Genomic DNA, 14,427 nt, shown 5'->3' on the forward strand with positions numbered 1-14,427 from the left:
AAAATACAACTTCAGCAGCAACCGTTCTTCATGATTTACTATTTGGAGAATGGAATCAAGTGGAGAAAGAGATGCTTAAATCTGGAGAAGAAAGATTGAAAGATTTAACTAATCGAAATGGTTGTTAGAACACAAATTTTAAAGTAAAGTCTACTGATAACTTTTGTTAGTTGTTTAAGGTGGCAGAAAGTCTTTAGAATAGAAAAAACGCATAGTATTAGGTGTTGAATGTACTGACCCCAAAAAGTTAGACAATTAATTTATCCGAAGGATTTAGTTCTGTATTGCACAGGGCTAAGTCCTTTTCTACTTGCCTCCGTGAGCTGACCTGGTGTTCTCCCTTGTATTACGCTACCAGTATGATTCGGATTATATGTGGTGGGGAGGTGATAGGTCTGTCTTTTCATCTTACCTGGTTGATAGGCTTGGCACATTTACTGACAGTCATTCCCATGTATATGTTGAATCTTAGTTATTATAGATAACTAAACCTTTTTGTCTTGTTTTTTTAAAAACAAGACAAAAAAGGAATTTTTTATATCATTTCTCTTTTTTTATTTATAAAAAAGTGATATAATAATGTTGAAATATTTAGGAGTTATCGAAAATGGCAATTAAATTGAGAGAACTGACAATTGAACAAATAAAAAATGTAGATCATGGCAATATAAAGTTTTATGATAGTAATGGATACATTAATCTTTTGGGTATTTATGGTCAAAATGGATCAGGTAAAACAACAGTAGTGGACGCTATGGATATTTTAAAAACTATTATGGCAGGAAAATCTATTCCTGAAGATAGTTTTGGGATTTTCAATACGAGTGAAGAGCGTCTGCCAAAGATTTGTATAGAAATTGAGTCTGAAAATAATCTTCTACTGAGGTATGAGGCTGAGTTTATTTCAGACGAATCTACAGTGGAACAGAATGTATATCTTGCACATGAAATAATATCTTATAAAGAATTTAGACCACGGACACAGTTCAAACGTTTATTTGAGTTTACAATTTTAGAACGAGATGAATCGGGTGAACTAGAAGGAAGCTTGAAGTCACGTTCCAAGTTTATAAGTAAGGATGCTATAGAAGTTTTAGCAGATGCTGCACTAAGAGCTAAATCTTCTGTTCTTTTTTCCCAGGAATTTAAAAACCGATTAGAAAAGCAAGAAGGTAAAGAGATAGAAAAGAAAGCCTACCAGATTCTAGAAGAATTTTGTAGTCATATTCGAATTTATACCCAGCGGTATGCGAATTTGACAGGTATGGGAGCTATGCCTATCAATATTAACTATAAAAATGAGAATCATGCTTTCCAAGGTGGACTACCTGCAATCTTAAATAAAGGAGGTACTCCTATACCGCAAGAACTTCTTACTGTGTATGAAGACACCATTCGCTACATGAATGAAATTATTCCTGTTATTATTCCTAATTTAACCTTGAAGATGACCGTGGGGGATTCGACGATTGATTCACAAGAAAATCAATACTATAATGTAAATTTCCTTGCACAACGCAACGGAAAAACTTTTTCCTTAATTCATGAATCTGAAGGAATTAGAAAAATTATCAGTATGATTGGTTTTCTTATTGAAGTCTTCAATAAACCAGGAATTATTGCCTTTATTGATGAAATCGATTCAGGGATATTTGAATATTTATTAGGTGAATTGATGGAAATCTTCTCCAATGATGCCAGTGGACAATTGGTTTTCACTTCACATAATCTTAGAATTTTAGAAATGTTACCAACCCGCAAAATTCGTTTTTCAACGACAAATAGAGAAAATCGATATATCACTCTAAAGGGAGTGAAGATGACGAACAACCTTCGAGACCTATATTTACGTTCTATTCAAATTGGAGGAGCAGATGAAGAGCTTTATAAAGGGCAGAGTCAATCTAAAATGCGACGTGCTCTTAGAAAGGCAGGTAAGTATATCGGTGAGTAAAAAAGAAGAAAAGGTTTTCTTGATTTTTGTTGAAGGAAGTACGGATGCGGACTGCCTGGATTCAATTGTAGATGAATTTAAACAGAAATTAAATTTATCTGATATTACGATAGATATCCAAAATGGAGATATTTTTACTTCGAGTGAAAATGAAAGGAAAAATGGAACTACGATTTTAAAAGACCAATTACTTAGTTATCTAAGAAAGAGCAAATTATCTGCCTCACAGATTGTTCATGTTGCTTTTGTAACAGATACTGATGGTGTATTTATAAATCCTAACGACTATAGCATTGATGCTAGTGTCAATGCTTTTAAATATGATTTGGTAAATAAAAAAATTCTCTTTGAAAATGCAGCTAAAAGAGATAGCGTTCAAAGAATTCGGCAGAAGAAAGCCAGAAAATTAGTATCTGTTATTAAGGAATTGCCTGAAAGTTCATTGACAGTGAAGAAAAAGTCCATTACATATTCCGTTCATTTTAATTCTATCAATCTTGAACATGTGTTGTTTGATAAGATTTTACCTAGCGAATCCAAAACAGTAGCAGTAGATAATTTATTGGATGATATAGATAATGATCCTTACCAGATGATTGCTATTTTTGAGAGAAAAGCCTTGGGGGAGAATTATATGGATTCTTGGCAACAGATACGTAGATTAGAGATGAATCAGGGTTATACGAATTTGCATATTCTGTTTAAAATATTAGATAGCTTTGAAAAAAATATGGAAGTAGATTAATTTTGACTAGGAATTGAAGTAATTTAATCACTCATAAGAGGTCAAATTTCAAGTTTAAGTAAGCCAGCAACAAGTCTTCTCTAGGTGACTTCTAGTTCAAACATTTTTAGGATAGTAATTAATCAAATTTTCAATGAAGTAGATATATTCCTTAGAAAATACATTATACAAGCGGTTGAATTCGTTCCATTATCTACCGTGATGGAACGAATTTGATGTTGTTTTAAGATGAGTTTTAGAGTCTGATTGACCGCCTCAGCGCTTTTATTTCGAATCAATGGGATGATTTGATGCCTGCTCTTTCGATCCGTTAAGACAAGCAAACAGTAGTTTTTCTCTCTTGTAAGTAGAACGGTATCAATCTCATAATGTTCATTCTCCAATCGCAGATTGATAGCTTCAGGACGCTATTCGATAGATTTACCAGCGGATTTAAAGTTCTGACTAGCTTGTTTCTTGTTTGCTTTTCCTTTTCTAGGATAAAGCAGATCCTGTTTCGTTAGCCCCAATTTTCCATGATGAATCCAGTAGTAGATGGTAGAAATACTCATTTAAGGTGGGCAAAATTTTTTAGAACCAAAAAACGTATAGTCTCAGGTGTTAAAAAAACTTGATATTATGCGTTTTCTTGTGGGAAGATTTACTCCATTTTCTTCAGGAATTGATATTTTGCCCAGCCTCAAAAGTTCCAATCAATCTCAATAACTCAGAAAAAAGAAGACTGACAAAATATGACTACTTTAAGACAAAACTTGAATTTGCTATCAAACTCTAGCATATGGAGGAAGAAATCAAAATTAATGGCTAGGTAATTACGGATATAAAGTTGTAAGACTTGAAATTTTATTTCATAGACTTAATCACTATTATCCTTCTTAAATTCATAGATCGCTTCCAAGTAAAAATGAATTTTTTCTTTAATATATTTTAATGATTTATTATTAGTTATGTCTATAACACCAAACACACTATAGTGGTTTCGGTAAAGCTCATCATAATCAATCTGACTGCCTATGATGATAACTTCTGATTTTTTTGAACTAAATTGGATAGATTTTAAATAGAGTTTCATTTTTTTAGATGTTAGAGCCCCTGATTTTATGATAAAATAAGTAGAAGATTTATATTTGTAGTTAATCTTATGTCCTTGTAAAATTTTTGTATTTTTGAATGTTTTTTTTAAGAAATAATATTTTAAATACAGAGATAAAATATAGCCAAATAAAGAGTAGTGTAAAATTTGAATTGCCTTCATAGCTTTCCTTTCATTAGAAATTAGTTTATCAAATGAAGAAAGATTAATATTATTGAGATACTAAAAAGTATCTATTTTATCATGAAATGTCTAAATTAAGAAAATTTTTACCATTTGAGATAGTATAGAAACCATTTGAGATTTTTATAATTTAATTTCCATCATTCTGATAAGATTAAACTAATAGAAGGAGGCTAAATATGAAAGACTACATTTTATATCAAGATAGAGCTATCGTAAAGGTACCACTCTCTAAAATTTATTATGTTACAACTCACCCAACAAAAGCTCATGCTGTTCTTTTTGTAACAGCCGAAGGGAATTTTGAAGCTTCAACCTCACTAGCTAAAATCGAAGAGGAAAGTACAGAAGAACTTATTAGATGCCATAGAAAGTTTCTTGTAAATAAAGATAAAATAGCAGGATTTAATCATGAGACAAGAACGATTATGTTTATGGATGATAGAGTATCAGACATCGCTTGTTCTAGAAGACACTTTACAATATTAAAAAATCAGTGGAAAAATATATAGGAGTGAAGTAGTGAATATTTTTATACTAGAAGATAATTTTTTACAACAGACTAGAATTGAAAATATTGTCAAAAAAATTTTGGTGGATAATAAGATTGAGTATAGGCATTTTGAGGTTTATGGAAAACCTCAACAGCTTTTAGAGGACATTTCAGAGAGAGGAAATCATCAATTATTTTTACTTGATATCGAAATAAAAGATGATGACAAAAGAGGATTAGACGTTGCTAGAGAAATTAGAAAACTTGATTCTCAAGCAGTGATTGCTTTTGTAACATCACATTCTGAGTTTATGCCTGTATCTTTTGAATATTTAGTATCAGCTATTGATTTCATTGATAAAGAATTACCTGAACTATTATTTATCAAACGAATTGAAAATGTTATTTCAAGTGTTAGCGATAATCAAGGAAGAACAGTATCTGAGGACTCTTTTATATTTACAGGATCCAAAGCTCAAATTCAAGTCCCTTTTAAAGATTTATTGTATATTGAAACATCAACAATTGCTCATAAGTTGACTCTCTATTCCAAACGAGACATAGTTGAATTTTATGGACAATTGTCAGATATTCTTAAACAGGAACCACGTTTATTTCAATGTCATAGATCATTTATCGTAAATCCTTATAATATATCTTTAATTGATAAAGAAAATCGGTTAGTTCATTTTCAGAACGGGTCCTCTTGTATTGTCTCTAGATTAAAAATTCGTCCACTTATGAAAGCTATCGAAAGACTTCATGACTAAGGAGATTTAGATGATATTTTTTCTAAATATTATAGGTGTTTTTCTATTGTTATGTATCCATACTAAGGTTGTAGGTGAGAAATTAAATCTAAAAAAAGTAGTAATGTCCATTATTCTGTTCCATCCTTTATCATTCCTATTTATTGTTTTATTTAAATCAACTGAATTTTACTTTCTTGGGTCATTATTGATTTATCCTACTTTTTTTATCTTGTATACTTTGTCTATTGGTGAATTAAGAAGTAAGGTCTCTTTATTACTTTTTTACTCATTATTTCCACTTGGATTTTGGGATGTCATCAGAAATTTTTTAGGTTACTTTATAATTTCTAAGATTCCAATATTGTATAGACTATATGAAACTAATCTAGGAACAATGATTTTCTCTTTATTAGCTGAAATTATTGTGTTTTTTCTTATTAGTCTCTTTCGATATAATTTTAGTCATTTAAAAATAAAGAATTTGGATAGAAAGACAAAATTTATTTTAATTACTGCGGATATTTTAATGCTAGCCTATTTTATCTTACCATCTTATATAAACTACAGTGATAAAGTAAGTTGGGATAGAATGTTGGATTATAAAGAATTATGGACAGCAGTTTACTTTTTATTGTTTATTTGTTTTGTTAATCTCTTGGATAGAAGATTACTTCAAGAACTACAGGAGAAAGTCGTTCTACAAAAAGAAATTCAATTGCAAAATCTTAGTAATTATAGTCAACAAGTTGAGGGGCTGTATCAAGAAATTAGAAGCTTTAGACATGATTATGCTAATATTTTATCGAGCTTAAAAATAGGTATAGATCAAAAAGATATTAATCTGGTTTCTCAAGTTTATGATAGTGTTTTGAAAAATTCTGGTGAAAAATTAAAAGGCAAGCGTTTTGATGTAGCACATCTAAGAAATATCAATGATTTGGCGCTAAAGAGTTTACTATTATCTAAGTTATCAGAGGCCCAAAACTTATCTGTTCCAGTTTCCCTGGAGATCAGTGAACGGTTCTCTATAAAAAATATGGAACAAATTGACTTCTTAACAATTACTTCTATCTTGTTAGATAATGCTATAGAGTCCTCAGCAGAAGGAGGAATAGCAGTTTGTTTCCTTGAAGATACAGAATGGAATAAATTAGTCATGATTGTAAAAAATTCTACTTTAGAAAGAGAGATAGAATTGAGAGATATATTCAAGCGTGATAATTCTTCAAAAGGAGAAGGTCGGGGTATAGGCTTGGCCAATGTTCGGAGAATTTTAAAATCTTATCCAAATGTATGTTTGAAAACCACAAGTAAAAATTATATCTTTACACAGATCTTGGAAATAGAACTTTAAAAGAGTCGCCATTCTTAGGATATTCTATAGAATATTTTAAGGGGGACTTTTTTGTTATGACTTTATATACATTATTTTTTAGCTAGTTCCTGTAAATGAGTTAGGAAATAGTCATAACAATAAAACTGGGCAAAAAAGCTAGAGTGACGACTTTACAATATCTAGCAGCGATTTGTGGAATAAATTTTAAAATGGTTTATTTTTAATCTTGAAAGGTTATAAATCATGAAAAAATACGTTTCGTGATGAAAAAAGTACATTTAAAGACTTTGAGGTAAAAATTTCTTTTTTCCTGCTATAATGAACTTGTCAAAATTGCAATCCGACAAAAATAATAAAAATTAATATGGAGGTATTCCCCATGGAAACAAAGACAACGATTCAATTTGATGTTTTGGATACCCAAATGTTGGCTAGTATTGAGGGAGGAACAGCTAGTGAAGGGGAAGTTTGCACATTAGCAGGAGCAATGATTGGTAGTTTGGTTGCACCAAGATCTGGAACTTAGGCTGGAGGTGTTTTATGAGCACAATATTGCACAGCTATATGGGCTATCGCTAGATTTTTATAGAAAAGGGGTTAGTTGATGGAAAGTGGTGAATTTAGGCTAATTTTAGCTCTTTTTATATCTTTTTTTATAATAGGTGCGATTGGAATAGTTCTAAATGTTCCAATAAGCGAAGTTTTAGTTCTTTCTGTAGGTAGTGTGTTTTTTGAGTTGCTAATTCACTTATTAACGCATAATAAGAAGAGAGGAAACATCAGTTTTGAACTATGCTTTAATCGATACAAGCAATTTATTAAAAAGATTTTAGCACCTACATTTTTTCTGTTACTATTATCAATTATTTTTGTCGTTATAGATGGTTATAAGTCGTCATCTGTATTATTTTATACTCATATATTTGTAGTATTATTCACAGTAGGATACATTATTTCCTCGAATAATATCGAATTACATATTTCAAAAAAAGAATGAGTTAGCGTTTTACTTATAGTATATAATAATAAATTATTTTGAGACATAGTAGTAAAGTGATTGAGCTATAGATATGATGAGGATGGAAATATGGAGATTGTTATAATGAACATAGTTAATTATCTCTTGCTAAAGATTGAATGGATAGTAAGTAATATCTTTATAAAAATGAGCATACTTTGGATGCTTATTTGGTTTCTATACTATTTAAAGAGTGATTTAGCAATGTATTTCTTGTTTTTTGGAAATGGCTTTTTATTATTGCTATTAATTTTTCGATTTGCACTGTATCAAATTAAACTAGTAATGCAGAATGATATTAACTAATTATGTCTAAATCATATTTTGGGTAATCAGATTATAATCATTCTGGACTTTTTCAAGACTTTTTGATAACTCCGATAATGTGTCTATTTAAATTTGAAAATAAGTGGAGTTAGCAACATGTAAATACTTTGTGGTAAAAATCGATTTTGTTCTGCTATACTGAACTTGTCAAGGTTATAATCTGACAAAAGATTTCTATTATATACGAGATATTCATCATGGATACAAAAACAATAGAACAAGTTAATGTGTTCAAAGCTGATGCTCTTTCTATTATTGTGTTGAAGGAGGTAAAAATGATTTGGCATGTATTTCAGGTAGGGCAGGGATGACTGAGATAGGCTTTTTATACGCTGGACCTGCTGGTGCTGCGATTCTAGGTGGTGATACAGCTATGCGAGTTTGCTAAAAAGAGAGGATGTACAATGAATAGTTCAATGAGTCAGTTTTCAATTCTAAAAAACAGTGATTTACAAGAGTACTCTGGTGGATTAAATCCTACTTGTGTAGTATTAGTTGGTATGTCAATTTATTTAGGTTTAACTGCATTTACTGGTCCTGTTGGTATTGCATTTGCGATTTCAACAGGCGGGCTAGCGGCAGATAGTTTTTATAGATAATGAGAAAAGTAATTAGTATATTTTACATTATTTTTCTAGGAGTCTTGTCTTTACTAAAGTCACCAGATATTGTTGATATCATAGCCACTATACTATTAATTTGTATAGGTTTAAAAGGAATAAACCAAAAGGGAACTTTATAAGGTTGTGATGACGATACTTTTTAGCCTCATTACATGTTTGGACAATGTTTCATCTGTTAATTTCCAAATTGAGAATGGGTATATTGTAACTAAGTGTGGTTTTGAGTTAACTAAAGATGTCATGGCTAATGGTTGGATATCATCATTGGGTAGGAGCTATTGTCTTTCAGGTTATAGAGGATAATTTATGGATAAGAGAACAGAAGAAATTCTCAATAAGGTTTACAATTTGATTTTAGATACAGAGATTCATAAAAATGAACGAGATATTTTATTACGTTATAAAACTCTATTAGAGAATACAAAAAATGAGCAGAGAGTTGTCATGGAGTTGTCAGAAGCTCTTCGTCAGCAGGCTGTTAGTGGGATTCATAGTCAGAAATCATTGAGCCCAAAGGTTGCGACATTTTATAAAGAAATTGCCACATATGGAGAATTGAGTAAAAATCTAGCTCAAGGATTAATTTCTTTTGGTATAACGAGATAAGGAAAAATGAGCAGAAAAAACTTACCAAATTTGTAACAAGATAAAAAATTAATATAAATGTAAGGAAATATTCGTGATGAATACAAAGGTGAAACAATTTGAAGTAATGGATGAAGCAATGCTATCAAGCATTGAAGGTGAACTCTCATGTTTTGAGAAGGGATTGTTTCTTTAAGGGGATATGGTGGAGCTATTATAGGCTTTTGGATAGGAACTGAATTTTTTTCTACGAAATAGAAAGTTGAGGTACAAATGAAGCAGCGTTTGATAATTGCAATTAGTTTTATAATGACTGGGATAGTCATTAACATTTTATTCGAATCAAATACTATTATTCATAAATTTATTGCTATATTAGGTCTGATTATGTATTATAAAGGTGCTTTTAGAGAGTATAAAAAATATTAAAAGCAATTCAGATTTTTAAATTTTATATTAAATCATGTAATTTGTGTGTTATTTATGATATTGTAGGAGACATTCCATATTGGATTGTAGTTATCATTTGAATGTTTTCAGATAATATTATTTGTAGGAATGATTATCTATATACGAAATTAAATTGGAACTCTCGGAATTTCAAAATGAATATAGAATCGGTAGTAAATGGTGTTGTATCAGAAATAGCTGTGATAATAGCAGGATGTTATAGTAATGAAGGAGTATCGAAATGAATCAACAGTTTAGAAATCAATGTTTAGATGCAATCGTAAAATTTGAAACTAGCTTTAAAGAAATGAACTTACCTCAACAACAATATTTCCAAGCTTATAGTCTAGTTAGTAAAATAGTATCTGAAATGAAATTAGATGGTGTTGCATTTGCTCAATCTTTCAGATATTTTTATGAATTCTTTAGTCGCGAATTATTGCCAGGGGGAATTATTTTATCTGAACAAGCTCGTAAAGATTTTAGTAGGATATCAGATCTAGCAAATTCTACTGAGTTATTAAAAACAATTCATAGTCCTATTAAAATATTTTGGTAATTACAAAATTATAGCTGTTTGTTAATTGGAAAAAACATATCATTTTATCAATGGGGTTATAAAAAAGAATGTTGACGTATCAGCATTCTTTTTATTTTATGTTCTTTGACAAAATAGCTAAAATTGTATCACTATCATTTGATGTATCTGTTTTTACTAGTCCTGTTTCAACTTTACTAAATAATGAGTTAATAATAATTAGTCGTTCTTCTTTACTAATATCAGTTCCGGCTTTAGTGAGAGATTGATAGAATCTTGTCAAAGCAGCTTTTTGCTTATATTCGGTAGCTAAATGTTGATTTGACAAAACGATTTTTATTAAAATCCTAATAATGTAGATAAAAAATGAAATCACTGAAATAAGAATAAACGACTCGGATATAAATGGTATCTCATTTTTGATAGTGTTTAATGAATAATCATGTATTACGAGAACCAGTTTTCCTAAAGTATATATTAAAGCTACAATAGTAAAAACAAGGAATATTGCCCAATTTCTGGCTTGTTTTTCATGTTCTTCAGCACGATTATTCCAAAGATTTTCTGGAGCTTCTAAAGCAAGCTTATTTTCATAGGTTTCTTGTAAATCTTTAATTTTAGTTTGCTTTTCTTTCTGCCAGTCGTCGACAGATTTTTGAAATTCGGCCAACTCAGAAACTTTTTTATCATATTGTTCCTGAATTTTATTATTTTGATCTTCGATGAATGATGTAATTTCTCTAAATTGTTGATCTGAGCTTTCTGAAATGTCTTTTAACTGGTTAGCTAGAGGAGCAACTATACTTGTTTCAAAATCAGAGATATTGTCTTTAATATTTGAAAGATTTTTTCTAAGTAGATAAAGTGCTGGATAAAACATTTGTTGAGATGAACTTGAAAAATAATTTCCGATAGCATCGTTTTTTTTAGAAAGATAAATAAAATTTCTGATAGCTTCATCAAGATTATTTTTAGACTGTTCAATATAGAAGGAAACAAATCTTCTGATTTTACGAAATTGTGTATCTTTGTCAATGGGAGAATTTACTGATAGTATGTAAACTATCTTATCTTGTTCTCTTGTTTCACGATTAGTCGATAAAGTGTAATAAATTTGATTGCTTATGCTGTCAATATTTAGTTCTTTAAGTCCGAAAATATAATCTTTTACTGTATTAAACTTATCATTTAAGCTTTTCCAAGTAGACTTAAAATTAGTTGGAGAACTTTCATAAATTGAATTCCAATAATCATAGTTACTTTTTATAATTCTTTCAAGCTCTTCAAATGTAAAAAATTCTTTGTAATCGTCAAATTCAATTATAAAATCGTTAGAAATAGAGAATCTAAAGAGAATCTTATCATTTAGAAAATTTGATACTTGACTTTTGGTATAACTCATAAACCTCACCTATTAAAGATTAATTATATTATCATCTATTATACCATAGAAAGATAGGATAAAATAAGTCATATCATACTATTATTGTGGAATTTGATGTTGCTCTTATTAATCTATTTGAAAGTCAAAAAGAGGCTACAAAAAGATTAGTCCAAACATTTAGAAGTTATTTTCAATGATTTTTGAAGATTACAGTCTTTTTTAAACTTATATAGTATAATAAAGATAGAAAACTAATTGACACTATTAATGCTTAGTTAATAGTGTTTTTATAAAACTTGTAAAAGGAGAAATATATGAACCAATCGAAAAACATTCTAAGGCTAGGGATTTGTTCTCTATTACTTTTAGGATTAGCTGCCTGTCATCAAAATCCTAGCACTAGAGATGCAGAAAAAACAAGTCAGACTCAAATTAGTTCTACTAAGGAAGCAAGTTCTTGGAAGGCTTCATATAGCAATCTCAATAATCAGGTTAGTTCTGAAGAAGTTAAAAGCCTCTTATCAGCACATTTGGATTCAAGGAGTGTAGATGATTTTTTTAATCTTGTAAATGACTATAATATAACTGTAGAATCGACTGGTTTATCTGGAGATTTTTCTTCTTTTTCAAAAACTGAGTACGATGTTGAAAAAATAAGCAATCTATGGAAGCAAAAGAAAGGTGATTTTGTTGGCACCAACTGTCGTATCAATAGTTACTGTCTCTTGAAACATAGTATTACAATTCCTAAGTTAGAAAAAAACGATGACTTGCTTTTCCTAGATAATGATGCCATTGACAAGGGAAAGGTCTTTGATTCCAAAGACAAGGAAGAGTTTGATGTGCTTTTTTCTAGAGTCAAAACAGAAGCCACTACGGATGTCAAGGTTCATGCTGAGAAGATGGAAAAATTCTTTTCTCAATTTCAATTTAACGACAAAGCTAGAATGCTTTCTGTAGTCTTGCATGATAATTTAGATGGGGAATATTTGTTTGTTGGGCACGTTGGAGTTCTAGTGCCAGCTGATGATGGTTTCTTATTTGTAGAGAAATTAACTTTTGAAGAACCTTATCAAGCCATTAAATTTGCAACTATAGAAGATTGTTACAAATATCTAAATACCAAGTATGAGGATTATACAGGAGAAGGTCTAGCTAAACCTTTTATCATGGATAATGATCAGTGGGTTAATATCTAAAGGTAATCTAACATGGATATAGTATTAGGCATTTTATGTTTATTCTTGATAGTCATTATAGATAAATGCAATCACCTCCAGTCGAAATCCAATAAGAATGAAACATTTATCACTTACATCCAGTGATATGTCATAGATGGTGAAGGTTATCAACAGGAAGTATAGAAGTAACTGACGAGGAAGATTAATGATTTCTTTACAGTATTTTCATCTTTCCAAACAGTCCATTTGTAGTTTTATATGGATTGGTATATAATTTAACATAGAGAAAATAGGAGGATTTATCAAATGGAATTAAAAGATTTTACAGAAAAAGAACAGCAAATGATTAAGAATGGACTTACGACGTCTAAGATTAGTGACAAGGAAACTGCTGCTAAAATTCTAGCTCTAGTCCCTCAAGAATTAGTGAAAAAAATTCCATTTTTCGTCAGAAAACATGCAACAACACGTACGATCAAGCGAATTTCTATTGAATACCCTGAGCTTTATGCAGCAGCTCAAACTAGTGGTGAAATCCCTGAAAAAGAAAGAGAAGAATTGCGCCAGATTATCACGACTATCTTTGAACAAAAGATGAATAAGCATAGTATTAAGTAGAGAATGAAAAAATATTTTATTGGCGGTTTGGGAAGCAATGTCTATCATAGCAAGGATTTTCTTCAAGAGATAGATTCGCAGGTCTATTTTCTAAATCCATATGAAAAGCATCTTCGAGATGAAACAGAATTGAAATCATGGTTTAAAAATGAGATTGTAGAGGAAGAATCTATCTGTCTGATAGGGCATTCTCTTGGAGGAGATTTAGCTCGTTATCTCGCATCTGAATTTGAAGAAGTGGAGAAACTGATTCTTTTGGATGGTGGCTATCTAGATTTAGATAAGATTTTACCTTTAGATACAGAGTTAGAGGAAACTAAGAACTATATTGACTCTCAAGTCGTTTCGGACTTAGATGTTCTTATTTCTAAAGAAAAATCCGAAGCAAAGCATTGGTCAAAAAATATGGAGGAAGCCGTAAGACAGTCCTATCACTGGAATGCGGAGTATAATAGGTATGAGTTAGCTATAAATTATAAAAATATAGAAGCGATCCTCCGCCTACGGAGGAAAATACAAGCTTTTAAGAGAGAAGTGGGAGATACCTTGTTTATCAGTCCTCGCTATTCTAATGAAGCTACATGGAGAGAGGAAGCTTTAAAAGAATTGCCAGATTATTTTGATACTATTCTTCTAGAAAACGTTAGCCATGAGCTTTATACTGAAGCACCTAAAGAAATCGCTAGTATGATTAATGAGTGGCTCCCTTATTCTCTATGAGCTACTTGTATTTCTTGGAAAAAGCATGTTTTTGCCAATGCTAATAAACGAACCGCTTTCTTCGTTTTGGTGAAATTTATACAATTAAATGGCTATCGTTTTTCTGTTACCATTAAATAAGCACAAGATTCGTTAAGATACATTTATAAGAGTCTGGGACAAAAGTCTAACCTTAAATATAAAAAGCGAACAAAATGAGTTATCTGACACTCATAATTCTGTCTTGTTCGCTCTTTTTTCTAATCTATAGATTGTAAAAATTTGTAATAAAGAATCCCTAAGATCAAAATATTTTTATACCAGCCTCTTTTATATGCGTTTTCATATTGCTTTTTGTAACTATTTTTAGTATCTTTTAAGATAATCACGAACAAAATATTCCAAACTAGAAATAAAGTACTTTACAAGCTTTTCAAAACATGATATA

Annotated in this window: 15 protein-coding genes and 3 pseudogenes; 15 read left to right on the plus strand and 3 right to left on the minus strand. The window is 30.4% G+C overall.

The window, feature by feature from the left end:
* The 3 genes and pseudogenes from QZ114_RS09545 to QZ114_RS09555 form a co-directional block, all read left to right on the plus strand.
* A pseudogene (locus QZ114_RS09545) lies at nucleotides 1–128 on the plus strand (toxin PezT); the annotation flags it as partial.
* A 479-nt stretch (nucleotides 129–607) separates the two neighbouring features.
* The gene (locus QZ114_RS09550; RefSeq protein ID WP_295502635.1) at nucleotides 608–1,954 is read left to right on the plus strand and encodes an ATP-binding protein; all 1,347 of its coding nucleotides are present in this window, start codon (nucleotides 608–610) and stop codon (nucleotides 1,952–1,954) included.
* The gene (locus QZ114_RS09555) at nucleotides 1,947–2,699 is read left to right on the plus strand and encodes a hypothetical protein (protein ID WP_295502637.1); all 753 of its coding nucleotides are present in this window, start codon (nucleotides 1,947–1,949) and stop codon (nucleotides 2,697–2,699) included. The genes QZ114_RS09550 and QZ114_RS09555 overlap by 8 nt, the downstream gene beginning before the upstream one ends.
* Nucleotides 2,700–2,730: 31 nt before the next feature.
* Here the strand turns inward: QZ114_RS09555 and QZ114_RS09560 are convergent.
* Together QZ114_RS09560 and QZ114_RS09565 are read right to left on the minus strand one after the other, a co-directional pair.
* A pseudogene (locus QZ114_RS09560) lies at nucleotides 2,731–3,244 on the minus strand (IS30 family transposase); the annotation flags it as partial.
* Between the two features lie 311 nt (nucleotides 3,245–3,555).
* Nucleotides 3,556–3,954 (minus strand): hypothetical protein, encoded by a 399-nt coding sequence (locus QZ114_RS09565; protein ID WP_000644428.1) that lies wholly within the window; start codon nucleotides 3,952–3,954, stop codon nucleotides 3,556–3,558.
* 200 nt (nucleotides 3,955–4,154) lie between these two features.
* On the opposite strand from QZ114_RS09565, the gene QZ114_RS09570 reads away from it, so the two are divergent.
* The 8 genes from QZ114_RS09570 (at nucleotide 4,155) to QZ114_RS09605 (ending at nucleotide 10,118) form a co-directional block, all read left to right on the plus strand.
* Nucleotides 4,155–4,487 (plus strand): LytTR family DNA-binding domain-containing protein, encoded by a 333-nt coding sequence (locus QZ114_RS09570; RefSeq protein WP_000656277.1) that lies wholly within the window; start codon nucleotides 4,155–4,157, stop codon nucleotides 4,485–4,487.
* A gap of 10 nt (nucleotides 4,488–4,497) precedes the next feature.
* Nucleotides 4,498–5,238, plus strand: coding sequence for a response regulator transcription factor (locus QZ114_RS09575; protein ID WP_295502641.1), 741 nt, complete (start codon nucleotides 4,498–4,500; stop codon nucleotides 5,236–5,238).
* Between the two features lie 10 nt (nucleotides 5,239–5,248).
* On the plus strand, nucleotides 5,249–6,574 hold the full coding sequence (locus QZ114_RS09580) for a GHKL domain-containing protein (RefSeq protein ID WP_295502644.1): 1,326 nt from the start codon (nucleotides 5,249–5,251) through the stop codon (nucleotides 6,572–6,574).
* 361 nt (nucleotides 6,575–6,935) lie between these two features.
* On the plus strand, nucleotides 6,936–7,082 hold the full coding sequence (locus QZ114_RS09585) for a Blp family class II bacteriocin (RefSeq protein WP_295502646.1): 147 nt from the start codon (nucleotides 6,936–6,938) through the stop codon (nucleotides 7,080–7,082).
* Between the two features lie 78 nt (nucleotides 7,083–7,160).
* Entirely contained in the window at nucleotides 7,161–7,553 is a 393-nt protein-coding gene (locus QZ114_RS09590) for a hypothetical protein (protein WP_227325630.1), read from the plus strand.
* A 752-nt stretch (nucleotides 7,554–8,305) separates the two neighbouring features.
* Nucleotides 8,306–8,500 carry a bacteriocin secretion protein gene (locus tag QZ114_RS09595; protein WP_295502648.1) on the plus strand — a complete coding sequence of 65 codons (195 nt, stop codon included), beginning with the start codon at nucleotides 8,306–8,308 and terminating at the stop codon, nucleotides 8,498–8,500.
* A 330-nt stretch (nucleotides 8,501–8,830) separates the two neighbouring features.
* Nucleotides 8,831–9,130, plus strand: a complete 300-nt coding sequence (locus QZ114_RS09600) for a bacteriocin immunity protein (protein WP_295502651.1) — start codon at nucleotides 8,831–8,833, stop codon at nucleotides 9,128–9,130.
* A gap of 670 nt (nucleotides 9,131–9,800) precedes the next feature.
* A complete protein-coding gene (locus QZ114_RS09605) occupies nucleotides 9,801–10,118 on the plus strand; it encodes a hypothetical protein (RefSeq protein ID WP_261040450.1) in 318 nt (105 codons plus the stop codon).
* Nucleotides 10,119–10,209: 91 nt separating this feature from the next.
* On the opposite strand, the gene QZ114_RS09610 is transcribed toward QZ114_RS09605, so the two are convergent.
* Complete coding sequence (locus QZ114_RS09610) at nucleotides 10,210–11,499, minus strand: DUF6161 domain-containing protein (protein WP_295502654.1); 1,290 nt, start codon at nucleotides 11,497–11,499, stop codon at nucleotides 10,210–10,212.
* A 296-nt stretch (nucleotides 11,500–11,795) separates the two neighbouring features.
* Here QZ114_RS09610 and QZ114_RS09615 point away from each other — a divergent pair, with 296 nt between their 5' ends.
* The 4 genes and pseudogenes from QZ114_RS09615 to QZ114_RS09630 form a co-directional block, all read left to right on the plus strand.
* Nucleotides 11,796–12,680, plus strand: coding sequence for a DUF4300 family protein (locus tag QZ114_RS09615; RefSeq protein ID WP_295502656.1), 885 nt, complete (start codon nucleotides 11,796–11,798; stop codon nucleotides 12,678–12,680).
* A 288-nt stretch (nucleotides 12,681–12,968) separates the two neighbouring features.
* Entirely contained in the window at nucleotides 12,969–13,280 is a 312-nt protein-coding gene (locus QZ114_RS09620; protein WP_295502658.1) for a hypothetical protein, read from the plus strand.
* A 3-nt stretch (nucleotides 13,281–13,283) separates the two neighbouring features.
* The gene (locus QZ114_RS09625; RefSeq protein WP_295502660.1) at nucleotides 13,284–14,000 is read left to right on the plus strand and encodes an alpha/beta fold hydrolase; all 717 of its coding nucleotides are present in this window, start codon (nucleotides 13,284–13,286) and stop codon (nucleotides 13,998–14,000) included.
* 18 nt (nucleotides 14,001–14,018) lie between these two features.
* A pseudogene (locus tag QZ114_RS09630) lies at nucleotides 14,019–14,117 on the plus strand (type II toxin-antitoxin system death-on-curing family toxin); the annotation flags it as partial.
* Nucleotides 14,118–14,427 lie beyond the last annotated feature (310 nt).

The organism is uncultured Streptococcus sp. (genome assembly GCF_901875575.1).
Lineage (GTDB): Bacteria > Bacillota > Bacilli > Lactobacillales > Streptococcaceae > Streptococcus.

What these genes read in the sequence shown, in the direction of transcription:
- QZ114_RS09585 (WP_295502646.1), top strand. Translation starts at nt 6,936, where the DNA reads ATGGAAACAAAGACAACGATTCAATTTGATGTTTTGGATACCCAAATG.
- QZ114_RS09550 (WP_295502635.1), top strand. Translation starts at nt 608, where the DNA reads ATGGCAATTAAATTGAGAGAACTGACAATTGAACAAATAAAAAATGTA.
- QZ114_RS09620 (WP_295502658.1), top strand. Translation starts at nt 12,969, where the DNA reads ATGGAATTAAAAGATTTTACAGAAAAAGAACAGCAAATGATTAAGAAT.
- QZ114_RS09625 (WP_295502660.1), top strand. Translation starts at nt 13,284, where the DNA reads ATGAAAAAATATTTTATTGGCGGTTTGGGAAGCAATGTCTATCATAGC.
- QZ114_RS09610 (WP_295502654.1), bottom strand. Translation starts at nt 11,499, where the DNA reads ATGAGTTATACCAAAAGTCAAGTATCAAATTTTCTAAATGATAAGATT.
- QZ114_RS09595 (WP_295502648.1), top strand. Translation starts at nt 8,306, where the DNA reads ATGAATAGTTCAATGAGTCAGTTTTCAATTCTAAAAAACAGTGATTTA.
- QZ114_RS09590 (WP_227325630.1), top strand. Translation starts at nt 7,161, where the DNA reads ATGGAAAGTGGTGAATTTAGGCTAATTTTAGCTCTTTTTATATCTTTT.
- QZ114_RS09600 (WP_295502651.1), top strand. Translation starts at nt 8,831, where the DNA reads ATGGATAAGAGAACAGAAGAAATTCTCAATAAGGTTTACAATTTGATT.
- QZ114_RS09615 (WP_295502656.1), top strand. Translation starts at nt 11,796, where the DNA reads ATGAACCAATCGAAAAACATTCTAAGGCTAGGGATTTGTTCTCTATTA.
- QZ114_RS09605 (WP_261040450.1), top strand. Translation starts at nt 9,801, where the DNA reads ATGAATCAACAGTTTAGAAATCAATGTTTAGATGCAATCGTAAAATTT.
- QZ114_RS09570 (WP_000656277.1), top strand. Translation starts at nt 4,155, where the DNA reads ATGAAAGACTACATTTTATATCAAGATAGAGCTATCGTAAAGGTACCA.
- QZ114_RS09565 (WP_000644428.1), bottom strand. Translation starts at nt 3,954, where the DNA reads ATGAAGGCAATTCAAATTTTACACTACTCTTTATTTGGCTATATTTTA.
- QZ114_RS09580 (WP_295502644.1), top strand. Translation starts at nt 5,249, where the DNA reads ATGATATTTTTTCTAAATATTATAGGTGTTTTTCTATTGTTATGTATC.